The organism is Candidatus Epulonipiscium viviparus (assembly GCF_030708075.1).
GTDB classification, from domain to species: Bacteria; Bacillota; Clostridia; order Lachnospirales; family Cellulosilyticaceae; genus Epulonipiscioides; species Epulonipiscioides viviparus.
On sequence record NZ_CP117982.1, the window covers coordinates 1,801,027 to 1,816,305 of the forward strand.

Sequence of the window (15,279 nt, forward strand, 5' to 3'; positions counted from 1 at the left end):
TGTAATGGTGAAAAAGGCATTTTTATTTTCTGGTCAAGGAGCTCAGTATCCTGGTATGGGAAAAGATTTGTATGATAAGTTTGGAGAAGCCAGACGGATTTTTGATAAGGCAAACGAAATTTTGGGTTGGGATGTAAAAGAAGTATGCTTTACTGATGCAAATGGGTTATTAAATAAAACTAAATATACTCAGCCGGCTTTGTTTACAACCACGATGGCAGCATATTATGTGGCAATAACTCATGGAATAACAGCGGACGCATTTGCAGGATTCAGCTTAGGTGAAATTGCGGCGTTGGTGGCGAGTGAAATTTTGAGCTTTGAAGATGGGCTAAGGATTGTTAATCTCAGGGCTAGATTTATGGATAAAGCCGCAGAAGTAACAAAAGGCGGAATGAGCGCTGTTATCGGGCTATCTCCAGAAGATGTGACAGAAGTTTGTAAACAATTTGATGAAGTGATCGTGGCAAACGATAATTGTCCTGGACAAGTGGTAATTTCTGGAAAAATAGACGAAATCGAAAAAATTTCTGCAGCTCTAAAAGCGAAAGGTGCCAAAAGAGTTCTTCCGTTAAAAGTGAGTGGAGCATTTCATAGTAATTTGATGCAAACAGCGAAAAATAAGTTAGCCATTGAGTTGAAAAAATTTACGTTTCAAGAACCGACTACAAAAATAGTGAGCAATGTGAGCGCAGATTATATGACTAAAGAAGATGCAATAAACTTTTTGCCTCAGCAAATTACAACGGGAGTTCGGTTTAGAGAAAGTATTAATAGACTTATTGCAGATGGATTTGATGTTTTTATAGAAATTGGTGTGAAGAAAACATTGGTGGGATTTGTAAATAAGATTTCCAAAGATGTAAAAACGTTTAATATAGAAGATAGCCAAAGTTTAAAACATACCATAGAAGCATTGAAGGAATAAAATATAAAAATAGCTACAGCAAATGAGACTATGACAAATAGTTATGTATATGCTGTGGCAATTACTTTGACAGCGAAAGGAAAGATATTGATGCTTACAGGAAAAGTGGCTCTAATTACAGGGAGTGGCAGAGGAATTGGAAAGACTATTGCTTTAACTTTTGCAAAAAATGGAGCAGATGTAGTAATAAATTATCCAATAGATTCTCTTAAAGATGAAGCAGATGGAGTTGTGGATGAAATTAAGGCACTCGGCGCACGAGCTGTTGCATTGAAAGCGAATGTTGCAGATTTTAATGAAGCAAAGGCATTAATAGATGGGACAATTGCAGAGTTTGGAAAGTTGGATGTTTTGGTTAATAATGCAGGAATTACGAGAGACCAGCTATTGCTTAGAATGACAGAAGAAGATTTTGATCAGGTAATAGCAATCAATTTGAAAGGTGTCTTTAACTGTACCAAACATGCCGCACGACCTATGTTAAAAACAGGTGGAAGTATCATAAATATGAGTTCTGTTGTGGGGTTAGTGGGCAATGTTGGGCAGCTAAATTATTCGGCATCAAAGGCTGGGCTGATAGGAATTACAAAATCGACAGCAAAAGAGTTTGCTAAAAAAAATATTCGTGCAAATGCAATTGCGCCAGGATTTATTGAATCTGATATGACAAAAAAATTGTCCGAGAAGGTTATAGAAGCTGCTCTTACAAATATTCCGATGAACAAATTTGGGAATGTTCAAGATGTTGCTAATGTGGCATTATTTTTGGCAAGCAATTTATCAAGCTATGTAACAGGTGAAGTAATAAGAGTAGATGGCGGAATGGTAATGTAAACCAACCGGCCAGAGGAGGTCAATATGAGTAAGCATAGAGTAGTGGTGACAGGGCTTGGTGCAGTAACTCCGATTGGTATTACTGTGGAAGATTTTTGGGAGAACATAAAACGTGGTAAATGTGGAGTTGCAGAGATTACAAGATTTCCTCTAACAGATGAGTATAAGGCCAGATTGGCAGCGGAAATAAATGATATAGACTTCACGAAGTATATTCCCAAAAAGGAATTAAAGCGATTAGATCGATTTGCTCAATTCGGAATATATGCGTCAAAAGAAGCGTTAGAAAATTCTAAGTTGGATATGGAAAAAGAAGATGCCGCTCGTGTAGGAATTATTTTAGGTTCGGGAATTGGTGGATTAGAAACTTTGGAAACGCAGATAATTAATTTGCATGAAAAAGGTGTAAAGAGAGTTTCACCATTTACAATCCCAATGGCAATTGCAAACATGGGCGCAGGAAATAGCGCAATTCATTTGGGTACGAAAGGAATATGTACTTCTGTTGTAACAGCATGCGCATCGGGAACTCACTCGATAGGAGATGCGTTTAGAGCATTACAAAACGGTGAAAACGATGTAATATTTGCAGGTGGCGCAGAAGCAACGATTACAAAAACTGGTATAGCGGCATTCCAAGCGCTCACTGCTCTTAGCACGAGCACGGATGTCACTCGCGCATCGATTCCGTTTGATAAAGAACGAAATGGATTTGTAATGGGCGAAGGCGCAGGAGTTTTAGTATTAGAAACCCTAGAGCATGCACAAGCCAGAGGCGCAACGATTTTGGCAGAAGTAATCGGTTATGGAGCAACAGGAGATGCGTATCACATTACAACCCCAGCACCAGGAGGCGAAGGTGCCGCTCGTTGTATGCAGATGGCGCTGGATGATGCACAAATTGCTGCAGAAGAAATTGGGTATATCAATGCACATGGAACAAGTACAGAATACAATGATAAATATGAAACCCAAGCCATTAAGACTGTTTTTGGAGATGACACAAAAGTTCTAGTGGGCTCAACCAAATCTATGACAGGGCACTTGCTAGGTGCGGCAGGAGCAATCGAGGCCATCGTGGTTGTGAGGGCGTTAGAAGAAGGATTTATTCCTCCTACGATTAATTTGCAAGTTCCAGATGAAGAATGCGATTTGGACTATGTGGCAAACGAAGGTCGAAAGAAAGATATTAAGTATGCTATGAGCAATTCATTAGGTTTTGGAGGGCATAATGGTAGTCTGATATTTAAAAAATGGGAAGGAAAATAAAATGACGATAGATGAGATCAAAAGTTTGATGAATGAGTTTAAGAGATCTGAGTTGACTGCTCTTAAGATTAGGCAGGGTGAATTTGAGTTAGAATTGAAAAAAGAATCTGCAGTGACTCCATTTATGCCTCCGGCTCAGAATCAGTTGGCAATCCCCGCAGCACCGCCAAGCATGTTTGCGCCACCTATTGCAGAGCCCGTTCAGAAAAAGTCTACCAAATATTTTCGGTCGCCAATGGTGGGTACTTTTTATAAGGCACTTTCTCCCGATGCCAAGCCGTTTGTATCGGTGGGAGATAAGATAGAAAAAGGCACTGTAGTCTGCATTATAGAAGCCATGAAACTTATGAATGAAGTAGAAGCGGATAAAGAGGGGACTATAATAAAGATACTTGTAGAAGATGGGCAAATGGTTGAGTTTGATCAGCCAATTTTGGAGCTAAGTTAAGAGGAGGTTGTTATGTTAAATATAAAGCAAATTATGGAAATATTGCCTCATAGATATCCTTTTTTATTGGTAGATAAAGCCGAGATTCATGAAGATGGACAAGGAGTGACGGGATATAAAAACGTAACAATGAACGAGCAATTTTTCTGCGGACATTTTCCGGAATATCCTGTAATGCCTGGAGTATTAATTATAGAGGCGCTGGCTCAGGTGGGCGCTATTGCGATTTTATCGTGTGATGAGTTTAAGGGCAAGCTTGCGTTTTTTGGCGGAATAAATAAGGCAAAATTTAAGAGGCAAGTAAAACCTGGAGATGTGTTAAAGTTGGAGTGTAGAATAATTAAGCAAAGAGGGCCAGTAGGTATTAGTGATGCGGTGGCGACAGTTGATGGAAAAGTAGTTGCTAAGGCAGAGTTAACATTTGCTATTGGTGAAGGTGAATAGATGTTTACAAAAATCCTTATAGCCAATAGGGGTGAAATTGCACTTAGAATAATTAGAGCATGTAGAGAGATGAATATCAGAACAGTTGCAGTATATTCTACTATAGATAAGGATTCGCTACACCTATCTTTTGCAGATGAAACAGTTTGTATAGGAGGCGCTCAATCCAAAGATAGCTATTTAAATATAGAAAATATAATTAGTGCCGCAATATGTACAGGAGCCGATGCTATTCACCCCGGCTTTGGATTTTTATCTGAGAATGCGAAGTTTGCTCGAATTTGTGAAGAGTGTAATATTACGTTTATTGGTCCAAACTATAAAATGATAGAAAACATGGGAGATAAAGCATCGGCAAGAAAGCTAATGATAGAAGCGGGGGTTCCGGTGGTGCCGGGTTCAAAAGGCGTGGTTTCTAGTACGCAACAAGCTCTGGTAGTGGCAAAGGAAATTGGATACCCTGTGATGCTGAAGGCTTCGGCTGGTGGTGGTGGACGCGGAATGCGAATTGTTTTTGTAGAAAAAGATCTGGAGAGTGCATTTTTGAGTGCCAGTACAGAAGCATTGGGCGCATTTGGTGACGGAAGTATGTATATGGAAAGATATGTGCAGAATCCACGTCATATTGAGTTTCAGATATTGGGTGATAATTATGGAAACATTGTACACCTAGGAGAGAGAGACTGCTCAATGCAACGTAGGCATCAAAAGGTAATGGAAGAAGCGCCGTCTCCGTTTATCAGCAAAGAAATGCGCGTAACAATGGGTGATGCGGCAATTAAAGCGGCAAAGGCAGTAAACTATCGAAATGCAGGAACGGTTGAATTTATTGTGGACAAAGATGGCAACTTCTATTTTATAGAAATGAACACTCGTATTCAGGTTGAGCATCCTATAACAGAAATGGTAACAGGTTTGGATCTGATAAAAGAACAAATCAAGATTGCTATGGGCCAAAAATTGACGTTTGAGCAAAAGGATATTTGCATAGGTGGAGTGGCTATAGAGTGCAGAATTAATGCAGAAAACCCAGAGAAAAATTTTAGACCATCCCCAGGCAAGATTACAGCATTGTATTTTCCGGGTGGTAAAGGTGTACGAATTGATTCGCATATATATCAGGACTATGTGATTCCGCCAACGTATGACTCTATGATTGCAAAAATTATTACGCTGGGTAGAACGAGAGAAGAAGCATTGAGCATTATGAAGCGTGCGTTGAGCGAAACTGTGATAGAAGGTGTGGATAGTAATATAGAATTTCAACTAGATCTTTTGCACACAGCGGCGTTTGAAGAAGGCAACTTCGATACAACTTTTATTGAGAAAAACTTAGAGAAAATTTTGGGGAGGTAATAATAAATGTTTCAAAGTTTAAGTACTAGACAGAAAAAATATCAAAATAGCCCCCAAAAGGGTAATACAAAAATTGAGATACCCGAAGGTATGTATATAAAATGTGCCTCTTGTAAGAAAAGCGTATATGTGAAAGATCTGGGAGAAACGATAGGGGTGTGTCCTAATTGTGGAGGATATTTTCCTATTTCTGCTAGGGTGCGTATTAAAAGTATTGTAGACAAAAAAACGTTTAATGAGTTCGACAAGCAAATGACCACCAATAACCCCTTAGGCTTTGATAGCTATGAAAAAAAATTGGAAGATTATATGCTAAAAACAGAAGAAATAGAAGCTGTAATCTGCGGAGAGGCTGCAATAAACGGAATGAAATGCGTAATTGCAGTAATGGATGCGAGGTTTATGATGGGAAGTATGGGAACAGTAGTTGGAGAAAAGATCACCCGTGCTATTGAATATGCAACAAAGAACCGTTTGCCAATTATCATTTTTTGTGCATCAGGGGGTGCCAGAATGCAAGAAGGAATTTTTTCATTGATGCAAATGGCAAAGACAAGCGCAGCTCTTGCTCGACATGATGAGGAAGGGCTTTTATTTATAAGTGTGTTAACCCACCCGACCACTGGAGGAGTAACGGCCAGCTTTGCAATGTTAGGAGATATAATTTTGGCAGAGCCGCGCGCGTTAGTTGGATTTGCAGGGCCAAGAGTAATTGAACAAACAATTAGACAAAAGCTTCCGGAAGGCTTTCAAAAGTCAGAGTTTTTGCTAGAGTATGGGATAATCGATAAAATTGTGGCCAGAGATGAGTTGCGTACAACAATTGGTAAGCTTTTAAAATTTCATCATAAGGGGGAATAGATTATGACAGAAATTGAAAAATTACAAGAAATGGTAGAACAACTGAAAAAAATGAATGCTTCACCGCAAATTGATGAAGAAATTAAAAGAATTACTAAGCTGATTAGAAACGTAAAAAAAAGTATTGCCGCAAATTACACACCCTGGGACCGAGTACAGATTGCTAGAAAAATCGATAGACCTCGTGCGAAATATTATATCGAAAACTCATTTGACGATTTCATAGAATTTCATGGAGATAGAACGTTTAAGGATGATAAAGCTATTATTGGAGGCATTGCAAAGATTGGAGATCATGTTGTAACGCTGATAGCGCAAAATAAAGGCAATAATGCCGCTGAAAATATAGCGTCTAATTTTGGTATGCCTCACCCAGAAGGATATCGAAAAGCTTTGAGACTTATGAAGCAAGCTGAAAAGTTTGGTCGGCCAGTTATTTGCTTGGTGGATACGCCTGGGGCATATTGCGGAATTGGCGCAGAAGAGAGAAATCAAGGAGAGGCCATTGCCAGAAATTTATTGGAGATGAGTAGATTGAAAACTCCGATTATCTCTGGAATTATAGGCGAGGGTGGAAGCGGAGGAGCTTTGGCACTTGCTGTGGCAGATATTGTGTTTATGCAAGCCAATACCACATATTCGATTTTGTCACCAGAAGGATTTGCGAGTATTTTATGGAAAGATGGGAGCCTGGCGAAAGATGCAGCGAATATGATGAAGATTACTGCAAATGAATTGCTGGATTTTGGAATTATAGAGGACATTGTACGAGAGCCTGTGGGAGGTGCTCATGATAATCCAGAGCATGCCGCGCAATATTTAAGAGAATATTTGATTGACAAACTAAATATATTAGTATCACAGCCAATCGATGTGGTTGTTAAAAATAGGTATAATAGATTTAGAAAGTTTGAAGATTATAAAGATAAAGGGTGATAGACCATGATTAAATTGTACGATGAAGGCGTATTTTTGATAAATGGAACTGAAATCGTTGATAAAACTGAAGGCGAAAAGCGATATGACTTGGAAAAAGCCAAAGAGGGAACCATCAGTTTTTCTATTCTGAAAGATCATAACACATCAGATTCTATGGCAAAGCTTAGACTAAAATTTGATGCTCTAACATCACATGATATAACTTTTGTAGGCATTATTCAAACTTCAAGAGCTAGTGGATTAATTAAATTTCCGGTACCTTATGTACTGACTAACTGTCATAACAGCTTGTGTGCGGTTGGTGGAACTATAAATGCGGACGACCATATGTTTGGGCTGAGTGCAGCAAAGAAATATGGCGGAATATATGTACCTCCAAATATAGCTGTTATACATCAATATATGCGTGAGATGATGGCCGGATGCGGAAAGATGATATTGGGATCTGATAGCCACACTAGATATGGCGCCTTGGGTACAATGGCAGTGGGCGAAGGTGGCGGAGAGCTGGTTAAACAAATATTATCTGAAACTTATGATATAGGGTATCCAGAAATTGTGGCGGTATATTTAGATGGAAAGCCGCATCCTAATGTTGGTCCTCAGGATATTGCACTTGCGATTATAGGTGCCGTATTTAAGAACGGCTACGTTGCCAATAAGGTGATGGAATTTGTGGGGCCAGGTATTGCAAACTTACATGCAGATTATAGAAATGGCATCGATGTTATGACTACCGAAACAGCTTGCCTCTCTTCTATTTGGAAAACCGACGAAATTACCAAAAACTTCCTCAAAGATCATCATAGAGAAGACGATTATAAGGAGCTTAAACCTAATGAGAGCGCATATTATGATGGAATGATTTATGTGGATTTGGCAACAATTAAGCCTATGATCGCGATGCCTTTTCACCCTAGTAATGCTTATGAAATTGACTATGTTAACAACAATCTTAGAGAAGTGTTAGAAGAAGTGGAAGCCAGAGGGCGAGAACTAATTGGTGACAGGGTAAAGTTTGATTTGATAAGTAAGATAAAAGATGGTAAATTGCAGGTCGATCAAGGAATAATAGCAGGTTGTGCGGGAGGAACGTATAGCTCTATACGAGATGCCGCACAGATTTTGAAAGGGCATTCTTGCGGAAATGATGAGTACAGTTTATCTGTGTATCCATCAAGTCAACCGGTTATGATGGCGTTGGTAAATGAGGGTGTGATCTCTGATATTATGGCAACGGGAGCAACGATAAAATCTGCATTCTGCGGACCATGTTTTGGTGCTGGAGATGCGCCTGCAAATGGGGCGCTTAGCATTAGGCATACCACAAGAAATTTTCCGAATCGCGAAGGATCAAAGCCAGGAAATGGGCAAATCTCTTCGGTGGCTCTGATGGATGCGCGAAGCGTTGCGGCAACGTCGATAAATGGAGGAAGGCTGACTCCTGCAACAGAACTCAAAGAGCTAGATTATTCGCATTATCCATTTGATGATAGTGTATATAAAAGTAGAGTTTATAACGGATTTGGTGCGGCTGATACTGCAAAAAAATTGAAATATGGACCGAACATTAAAGATTGGCCAACGATGAGTGCGTTAACAGACAATATTTTATTAGAAGTAACAGCTCTTATAGAAGATCCCGTAACTACAACCGACGAATTGATTCCATCTGGAGAAGCATCGTCGTATCGTTCTAATCCTTTGGGGCTGGCGGAGTTTACCCTCTCAAGACGTGATCCAGAGTATGTGGGGCGTGCAAAAGAAAATTATAAATATGAGCTAGAGCGTCAAAAAGGTGTAGATCCACAAAATATTAGCTCCAAGCTTATAAAGATATATGAAAGAATTAGAACATTGACAGGGTTTGAAAATATTTCGGCGTTGAATACAGAAATTGGTAGCGTTATATATGCAATAAAGCCGGGTGATGGATCTGCTAGAGAGCAAGCAGCAAGTTGCCAGCGTGTATTGGGCGGTGTTGCAAACATTGCCAAAGAGTATGCTACAAAAAGGTATCGTTCAAACTTGATTAACTGGGGAATGATTCCATTTATTTTTAAGGGAACGCCTAAGTTTAAGGTGGGCAACTATATATTTATACCAGGAATTATAAAAGCAATAGATGAAGGCACTGATATTACTGCCTATATAATAGGCGGGTATATTAAGGAGATGGTTTTGTCTATAGGAGAGTTGACGGATGAGGAAAAAGAAATTATTAAAGCAGGTTCGCTTATTAATGTAAATAAGAAGAAAAACTTGATGAATGAATGGAACAAAATTCGTTAAAGACAAGTGCTCTCTCTAATGAGTGCTTTATTTTAGGGAGAGCCTTTAAAATTATTGATTAAGGAAGAAATTATGATTGAATTAGGAATAATACAAGAATTAACAGTAGTAGAGACTTCAGACTTTGGGTTATATTTGGGAGAATTGCCATATGATCCGGCTATATCAGAAAAGATATTGTTGCCGAATTCTGAAGTTGCAGAAGAAATGAAATTGGGAGATACAGTGAGTGTCTTTGTATATAAGGATACGAAAGATAGACCAGTTGCAACGTTAAAGCGCCCTGCCATCGTGTTGGGTGAAATTGCGCCACTAGAAGTACTAGAAGTCACGAACATAGGTGCATTTTTGAATTGGGGATTGATAAAAGATCTATTTTTACCGTTTAAAGAGCAAACTGTAAAGGTTAGAGCTGGCAAAACATATGTAGTGGGGCTATATGTTGATAAAACCGAAAGGCTTTGTGCAACGATGAAAGTGTATAATCTATTGCAAAACGCATCTGCGCTGGAGGTTAATAAGACAACCAAAGGGTTAGTATATCAGGTTTCGGATGAGTATGGCATCTTTGTTGCAGTAGAAGGAAAATATCATGGACTGATTCCAAAACGCGAGATATATCAAAATTATCAAGTGGGAGAATGGATAGATGTTAGAGTAACTCGTGTGCGTCCTGATGGAAAATTGGAACTGAGTGTGCGAAAGCAAATTAATGGGCAGATGGAAGTGGATGCTAAAAAATTGTTGGATGCGATTCATGCGCAAAAAGGCTTTTTAAACTTGCACGATAAAAGCAGCCCTATAGAAATTAAAAATTGCCTGAATATGAGCAAGGCTTCGTTTAAACGAGCAGTGGGCAGACTTCTAAAAGAAGGTGTAATTGAACTAAAACCGAATGGCATACAAAGTCGTATATATCAATAAAAAAAACCTCTTAACCACAGTAAGTAAAGTGATTAGGAGGTTTTTGCATTTTAATAAGAATTGTAGTGAATTTTAGATGCGTTGTATCGGTCGATGAATTTGTTGGCATCCTTGTTGGTTGGGTGACCGACTGCTATAATAGCGAATGGATTTATGTTGTCTGGAATGGCAAAATTTTGGCGCAAGAAGTCCTCTCTTTCACCTTTCATAACTCCAACCCAACATGCTCCAAGACCCAAGTGCGTGACCTCCAGTAATAGGTTTTCGATACAGGCACCCATAGATTGATGTGAAAAATAAGGAAAATAAGGGAGCTTAGAATCGGTGGTTTCTAATACAACAATTATCAATGGAGCTTCTTGAATAAAAGTAGAGCTTGGAAAAAAGTTTCGTATCTTTGACAAAGAGTCAGCATTGCTGAGAACTAAGAACTCCCAAGGCTGCTGATTACTGCCACTAGGCGCTTGCATGGCAGCTCGCAGGATTTTATCAATCTTATCATCTTCTATTCGTTGATTGGTAAACGAGCGTACGCTGCGTCTTAGGTTAATTGTATTCATTACTATCTCCTTTGGCATGTTAAAATTTATTTGGTACTAGAATATACTAAGTGTCAAAGAATGTCAAGTTATCTGCGCGATAAAAGGATAAAATCCAATTGTTGACAATCGAGTTAACTGAGAGTAAAATCTTTGTAATAACATTGCATAAGGAGGATATAATATGAAATTAAAAATATTGTTAACCGCAGCGTTGATGATGGCGTTGACAGGGTGTGGAGGCGATGATTCTGCAAATGCCACTTCGGTAACATTAACACCAACGGGGACATTTCCAATCGTTGCCGAGGGTGAAGAGTTGGTAATAGATATATTTGCGCCACTAAAGGCGGGAGTGACTACATATGCGAGAGAAGATAACTCAATGACTCGAGATTTTGAGGATCACACGGGCTTGACAATCGATTGGAGCGAAGTTCCGAGCGCTGATAGAACACAAAAGCTTAATAGCATAATGCAAAGCGGGCTATATCCAGATGTAATTTTGGATCACTGGTGGTCGAAATCAGAACAGCAGTTATATGCTGAGCAAGGAATTATTATACCATTGGAAAATTTGATTGCAGAACATGCGCCACACATCCAAGCGGTGCTAGATAAATATCCGCTGGTTAAGCAGAATATGACGCTAGATGATGGGCATATATATTCGATTCCATCTCTGGATACAGCACCTCAAACTGAAGCAAATTATAAAATGTGGATAAACCAGGTGTGGCTAGACAACTTAGGATTAAAAATGCCCACCACTTTGGACGAATTTACAGAGGTAATCCGTGCGTTTAGAGATGAAGATGCAAATGGAAATGGCGATCCAAACGATGAAGTAGCATTGACTAGCTCGTTTAAAAGTTGGAACGCCAACACGATGTATTTTCTATTAAACAGCTTTACGTATTACTCTCAAAATAACAAGTTTATGTATGTGGATGACGATGGAAAGATAGTATATACAAGAACTAGCGACGAGTTTAAGGAAGGCGTAAAGTATTTGAACTCACTATTTGAGGAAGATTTGCTAGATGAGTCTGCATTTACTCAAGATATGAATGGATTAAAACAAATCGGAAATAATCCAGGTGAAAATATACTAGGCGCTTGTGCGGGCGGATACTTGGGATCATTTTTAAATATTGGAGATTCTGATAGGTGGAAGGATTTTTCGGCCGTTGCACCATTGATTGGACCAGAAGGAGTTCAATATGCTATTGCAAACCCTGCTATTGGAAATGCGACACTGTCGATAACAACGGAATGCCCATCTCCAGAAGCGGTGGTGAGAGCTTGGGACTTATTTTTCTATGATGAAGTGAACGACTTTGGAGTACGCAATTTTGCAGGAGAAGAAGGCATTGATTATGTGATGGCAAAAGAGGGCGATGTCAATGCAATCGGCGAGCCTGCAACGTATGTGAGACTTACCGGAAACAATGATCGGGATGGCAGATATTGGAATAGATTGGGCCCTAGTTATAGTGCCGAAGATTTTATTATTAGATATGCAGTAGAAGGTGAAGGCGATGCGGAGACCACGTTACATCAAATTACATTAGATTATTATATGCCGTATCTACCAGATGATAGTATGTTGATTTTGCCTATGTCGTTTGATACAGATCAATCTCGCGAAATTATAGATATCGAAACCGCGATGAATGCGTACTTTGATATAACCTTTGCCGAGTTTGTAACAGGAAAATTAGATATAGATGAGCATTGGGATGAGTATGTAGCAGAAATGGAGAAAATCGGACTTTCAAGATACCTCGAAATTTATCAGACCAAATATGATCAAAAATAATTTGGAGACAGAATGTGAATGATCTCTATTGACAACTTAACTAACAGAGAGTAAAATTTTGTAATAACATTGTATAAGGGGGATATAATATGAAATTAAAAATATTGTTGACTGCGGCATTAATGATGGCATTGACAGGGTGTGGCGGTGATGATTCTGAAAATGCCACTCCGGTAACATTAACACCAACAGGGACGTTTCCAATTGTTGCCGAAGGCGAAGAGCTGATAATAGATATATTTGCGCCACTGAGATCTGGAGTAACTACATATGCAAGAGAAGAGAATTCATTGACGCGTGAATTTGAGGCTCATACAGGTTTGACAATCGATTGGAGCGAGGTTCCTAGTGCCGATCGAATGCAAAAACTTAATAGTATAATGCAAAGTGGGCTGTATCCGGATGTAATTTTGGATCATTGGTGGTCAAAATCAGAGCAACATTTGTATTCGGAGCAAGGAATTTTGGTACCTTTGGAAGATTTGATTGCCGAGCATGCGCCACATATCCAAGCAGTTCTAGATAAATATCCGCTGGTTAAGCAAAATATGACGCTAGATGATGGGCATATATACTCGATTCCATCGCTAGATGCGAGCCCGCAAACTGAAGCGAATTATAAAATGTGGATCAATCAGGTGTGGCTGGATAATTTAGGATTGGAAATGCCTACCACTTTGGATGAATTTACAGAGGTAATCCGTGCGTTTAGAGATGAAGATGCAAACGGAAATGGCGATCCAAACGATGAAATCGCATTGACTAGCTCGTTTAAAAGTTGGAATTCCAATACGATGTATTTTCTATTAAACAGCTTTACGTATTATGCTCAAAGTAATAAATTTATGTATGTGGATGACGATGGAAAAATAATATATACACGAACTAGTGATGATTTTAAGGAAGGTGTAAAATATCTGAACTCACTATTTGAGGAAGGGTTGCTAGATGAATCGGCATTTACTCAAGATGCGAATGGGCTAAAACAAATTGGAAACAATCCGGGTGAAAATATATTGGGAGCTTGTGCGGGTGGATATTTGGGATCATTCTTAAATATTGGAGATTCTGATAGGTGGAAGGACTTCTCGGCTGTTGCACCGCTAATTGGACCAGAAGGGGTTAGATATACTATTGCCAACCCAGCTATCGGAAGCGCTGTTCTATCAATAACAACGGAATGTCCATCTCCAGAGGCCGTGGTGAGAGCTTGGGATTTATTCTTCTATGACGAAGTGAATGATTTTGGAATACGCAACTTTGCAGGAGAAGAGGGCATTGATTATGTGATGGCAGAAGAGGGCGATGTTAATGCAATCGGCGAGCCTGCAACGTATGTGAGACTTACCGGAAACAATGATCGAGATGGCAGATATTGGAATCAATTGGGACCTTTTTATAAAGCTGAGGACTTTATGATTAGATACGCTGTAGAAGGCGAAGGAGATGCGGAGACCACGTTACATCAAATCACATTAGATAATTACACACCATATCTACCAGATGATAGCATGTTGATTTTGCCTATGTCGTTTGACACAGATCAATCTCGTGAAATTATAGATATCGAAACCGCAATGAATGCGTACTTTGATATGACCTTTGCGGAGTTTGTAACAGGGAAACTAGACATCGATGAGCATTGGGATGAGTATGTAGCGGAAATGGAGAAAATTGGACTTTCAAGATATTTAGAAATTTATCAGGCCAAATATGATCAAACTCAAAAATAAGTATTAATATTTGTGGTTGCTGCAAAAGTGTAGGCTAATGCAGCAATTTTTTTTTAATAAAATAATGTTCCACTGCCATCATCAGATAGAAGCTCAAGCAAAATTGAATGTTTGAGAGTTCCTTTTTGAATGGTAGTCTGCTTAACTCCGTTTTGAACAGCAAGTGTACAGCATTCAACTTTTGGAATCATTCCGCCAGAGATAATTCCGTCTGAAATAAGATCTGGAACTTCAGAAACTTTGATTTCTTTGATTAGAGAGGTTTCGTCGTTTGGATTACGCATAACTCCCTGTACATCAGTAAGAAGCATAAAGTGGTCGGCCTTAAGCACTATACTTAGCTTAGCTGCAAATGTATCAGCATTGACATTGAGGCTTCCACCATTAGAAAAAGCAACAGAAGATACAACTGGAATATAATTTTTTTCAAGCAAATCTATTACCAAACGAGGATCAATTTCGGTTATGTCGCCTACATTTCCATATTTAGGCATTTTTGCGGCTGTAGCCAGTGTAGCGTCTAATCCAGAGATCCCGACTGCTTTGGCTCCTATCTTACCAATCAAACTTACCAATTCTTTATTTGTCTTTCCGCATAAAACCATTTGAATATAGTCAATATCTTCATCATCTGTATAGCGTAGCCCATCGATAAAAGTGCTTTCTTTACCAATTTTTTTGAGCAAGTCGTTGATATCGGGGCCACCGCCATGAACTAATACAACTTTTACTCCCACCATATTTAGAAGAACAATATCTGATACAATGGACTGTTTTAGATCTTGCGACAGCATTGCATTTCCGCCATATTTTATAACAACAATTTTGCCAATATACTTTTGAATATAAGGTAGTGCTTCGGTTAAAATTTCTGCTCTATTCATGAGAAT

General features: G+C 39.1%; 14 protein-coding genes. 12 read left to right on the top strand and 2 right to left on the bottom strand.

Annotated elements, in window-relative coordinates; translation table 11 throughout:
- Positions 1-4: 4 nt before the first annotated feature.
- The 10 genes from fabD to PCY70_RS07575 all read left to right on the top strand — a co-directional run bounded on the left by fabD (position 5) and on the right by PCY70_RS07575 (position 10,295).
- The gene (fabD, locus tag PCY70_RS07530; protein ID WP_305766877.1) at positions 5-928 is read left to right on the top strand and encodes an ACP S-malonyltransferase; all 924 of its coding nucleotides are present in this window, start codon (positions 5-7) and stop codon (positions 926-928) included.
- A gap of 90 nt (positions 929-1,018) precedes the next feature.
- Positions 1,019-1,762 (top strand): 3-oxoacyl-[acyl-carrier-protein] reductase, encoded by a 744-nt coding sequence (fabG, locus tag PCY70_RS07535; RefSeq protein WP_156778413.1) that lies wholly within the window; start codon positions 1,019-1,021, stop codon positions 1,760-1,762.
- Between the two features lie 24 nt (positions 1,763-1,786).
- The gene (gene fabF / locus PCY70_RS07540; protein ID WP_305766878.1) at positions 1,787-3,031 is read left to right on the top strand and encodes a beta-ketoacyl-ACP synthase II; all 1,245 of its coding nucleotides are present in this window, start codon (positions 1,787-1,789) and stop codon (positions 3,029-3,031) included.
- A gap of 1 nt (position 3,032) precedes the next feature.
- Entirely contained in the window at positions 3,033-3,479 is a 447-nt protein-coding gene (gene accB / locus PCY70_RS07545; protein ID WP_010168210.1) for an acetyl-CoA carboxylase biotin carboxyl carrier protein, read from the top strand.
- A 12-nt stretch (positions 3,480-3,491) separates the two neighbouring features.
- Positions 3,492-3,923: a 3-hydroxyacyl-ACP dehydratase FabZ gene (gene fabZ / locus PCY70_RS07550; RefSeq protein WP_010168208.1), complete on the top strand. Its 432-nt coding sequence runs from the start codon at positions 3,492-3,494 to the stop codon at positions 3,921-3,923.
- Positions 3,924-5,279, top strand: coding sequence for an acetyl-CoA carboxylase biotin carboxylase subunit (locus PCY70_RS07555; RefSeq protein WP_029488235.1), 1,356 nt, complete (start codon positions 3,924-3,926; stop codon positions 5,277-5,279). It abuts the gene before it with no gap.
- Between the two features lie 6 nt (positions 5,280-5,285).
- The gene (gene accD, locus PCY70_RS07560; RefSeq protein WP_305766879.1) at positions 5,286-6,140 is read left to right on the top strand and encodes an acetyl-CoA carboxylase, carboxyltransferase subunit beta; all 855 of its coding nucleotides are present in this window, start codon (positions 5,286-5,288) and stop codon (positions 6,138-6,140) included.
- A gap of 3 nt (positions 6,141-6,143) precedes the next feature.
- Positions 6,144-7,076 (top strand): acetyl-CoA carboxylase carboxyltransferase subunit alpha, encoded by a 933-nt coding sequence (locus PCY70_RS07565; RefSeq protein ID WP_305766880.1) that lies wholly within the window; start codon positions 6,144-6,146, stop codon positions 7,074-7,076.
- Between the two features lie 6 nt (positions 7,077-7,082).
- The gene (locus PCY70_RS07570; protein WP_305766881.1) at positions 7,083-9,371 is read left to right on the top strand and encodes a hydratase; all 2,289 of its coding nucleotides are present in this window, start codon (positions 7,083-7,085) and stop codon (positions 9,369-9,371) included.
- Positions 9,372-9,443: 72 nt separating this feature from the next.
- Positions 9,444-10,295 (top strand): CvfB family protein, encoded by an 852-nt coding sequence (locus tag PCY70_RS07575; RefSeq protein WP_305766882.1) that lies wholly within the window; start codon positions 9,444-9,446, stop codon positions 10,293-10,295.
- Between the two features lie 50 nt (positions 10,296-10,345).
- On the opposite strand, the gene PCY70_RS07580 is transcribed toward PCY70_RS07575, so the two are convergent.
- Positions 10,346-10,855, bottom strand: a complete 510-nt coding sequence (locus tag PCY70_RS07580; protein ID WP_029488231.1) for a nitroreductase family protein — start codon at positions 10,853-10,855, stop codon at positions 10,346-10,348.
- 163 nt (positions 10,856-11,018) lie between these two features.
- Here PCY70_RS07580 and PCY70_RS07585 point away from each other — a divergent pair, with 163 nt between their 5' ends.
- A complete protein-coding gene (locus PCY70_RS07585) occupies positions 11,019-12,656 on the top strand; it encodes an extracellular solute-binding protein (RefSeq protein ID WP_305766883.1) in 1,638 nt (545 codons plus the stop codon).
- A gap of 89 nt (positions 12,657-12,745) precedes the next feature.
- Positions 12,746-14,389 carry an extracellular solute-binding protein gene (locus PCY70_RS07590; RefSeq protein WP_305766884.1) on the top strand — a complete coding sequence of 548 codons (1,644 nt, stop codon included), beginning with the start codon at positions 12,746-12,748 and terminating at the stop codon, positions 14,387-14,389.
- A 53-nt stretch (positions 14,390-14,442) separates the two neighbouring features.
- On the opposite strand, the gene argB is transcribed toward PCY70_RS07590, so the two are convergent.
- On the bottom strand, positions 14,443-15,273 hold the full coding sequence (gene argB, locus PCY70_RS07595) for an acetylglutamate kinase (RefSeq protein ID WP_305766885.1): 831 nt from the start codon (positions 15,271-15,273) through the stop codon (positions 14,443-14,445).
- Positions 15,274-15,279 lie beyond the last annotated feature (6 nt).

What these genes read in the sequence shown, in the direction of transcription:
- fabD (WP_305766877.1), top strand. Translation starts at nt 5, where the DNA reads ATGGTGAAAAAGGCATTTTTATTTTCTGGTCAAGGAGCTCAGTATCCT.
- fabG (WP_156778413.1), top strand. Translation starts at nt 1,019, where the DNA reads ATGCTTACAGGAAAAGTGGCTCTAATTACAGGGAGTGGCAGAGGAATT.
- fabF (WP_305766878.1), top strand. Translation starts at nt 1,787, where the DNA reads ATGAGTAAGCATAGAGTAGTGGTGACAGGGCTTGGTGCAGTAACTCCG.
- accB (WP_010168210.1), top strand. Translation starts at nt 3,033, where the DNA reads ATGACGATAGATGAGATCAAAAGTTTGATGAATGAGTTTAAGAGATCT.
- fabZ (WP_010168208.1), top strand. Translation starts at nt 3,492, where the DNA reads ATGTTAAATATAAAGCAAATTATGGAAATATTGCCTCATAGATATCCT.
- PCY70_RS07555 (WP_029488235.1), top strand. Translation starts at nt 3,924, where the DNA reads ATGTTTACAAAAATCCTTATAGCCAATAGGGGTGAAATTGCACTTAGA.
- accD (WP_305766879.1), top strand. Translation starts at nt 5,286, where the DNA reads ATGTTTCAAAGTTTAAGTACTAGACAGAAAAAATATCAAAATAGCCCC.
- PCY70_RS07565 (WP_305766880.1), top strand. Translation starts at nt 6,144, where the DNA reads ATGACAGAAATTGAAAAATTACAAGAAATGGTAGAACAACTGAAAAAA.
- PCY70_RS07570 (WP_305766881.1), top strand. Translation starts at nt 7,083, where the DNA reads ATGATTAAATTGTACGATGAAGGCGTATTTTTGATAAATGGAACTGAA.
- PCY70_RS07575 (WP_305766882.1), top strand. Translation starts at nt 9,444, where the DNA reads ATGATTGAATTAGGAATAATACAAGAATTAACAGTAGTAGAGACTTCA.
- PCY70_RS07580 (WP_029488231.1), bottom strand. Translation starts at nt 10,855, where the DNA reads ATGAATACAATTAACCTAAGACGCAGCGTACGCTCGTTTACCAATCAA.
- PCY70_RS07585 (WP_305766883.1), top strand. Translation starts at nt 11,019, where the DNA reads ATGAAATTAAAAATATTGTTAACCGCAGCGTTGATGATGGCGTTGACA.
- PCY70_RS07590 (WP_305766884.1), top strand. Translation starts at nt 12,746, where the DNA reads ATGAAATTAAAAATATTGTTGACTGCGGCATTAATGATGGCATTGACA.
- argB (WP_305766885.1), bottom strand. Translation starts at nt 15,273, where the DNA reads ATGAATAGAGCAGAAATTTTAACCGAAGCACTACCTTATATTCAAAAG.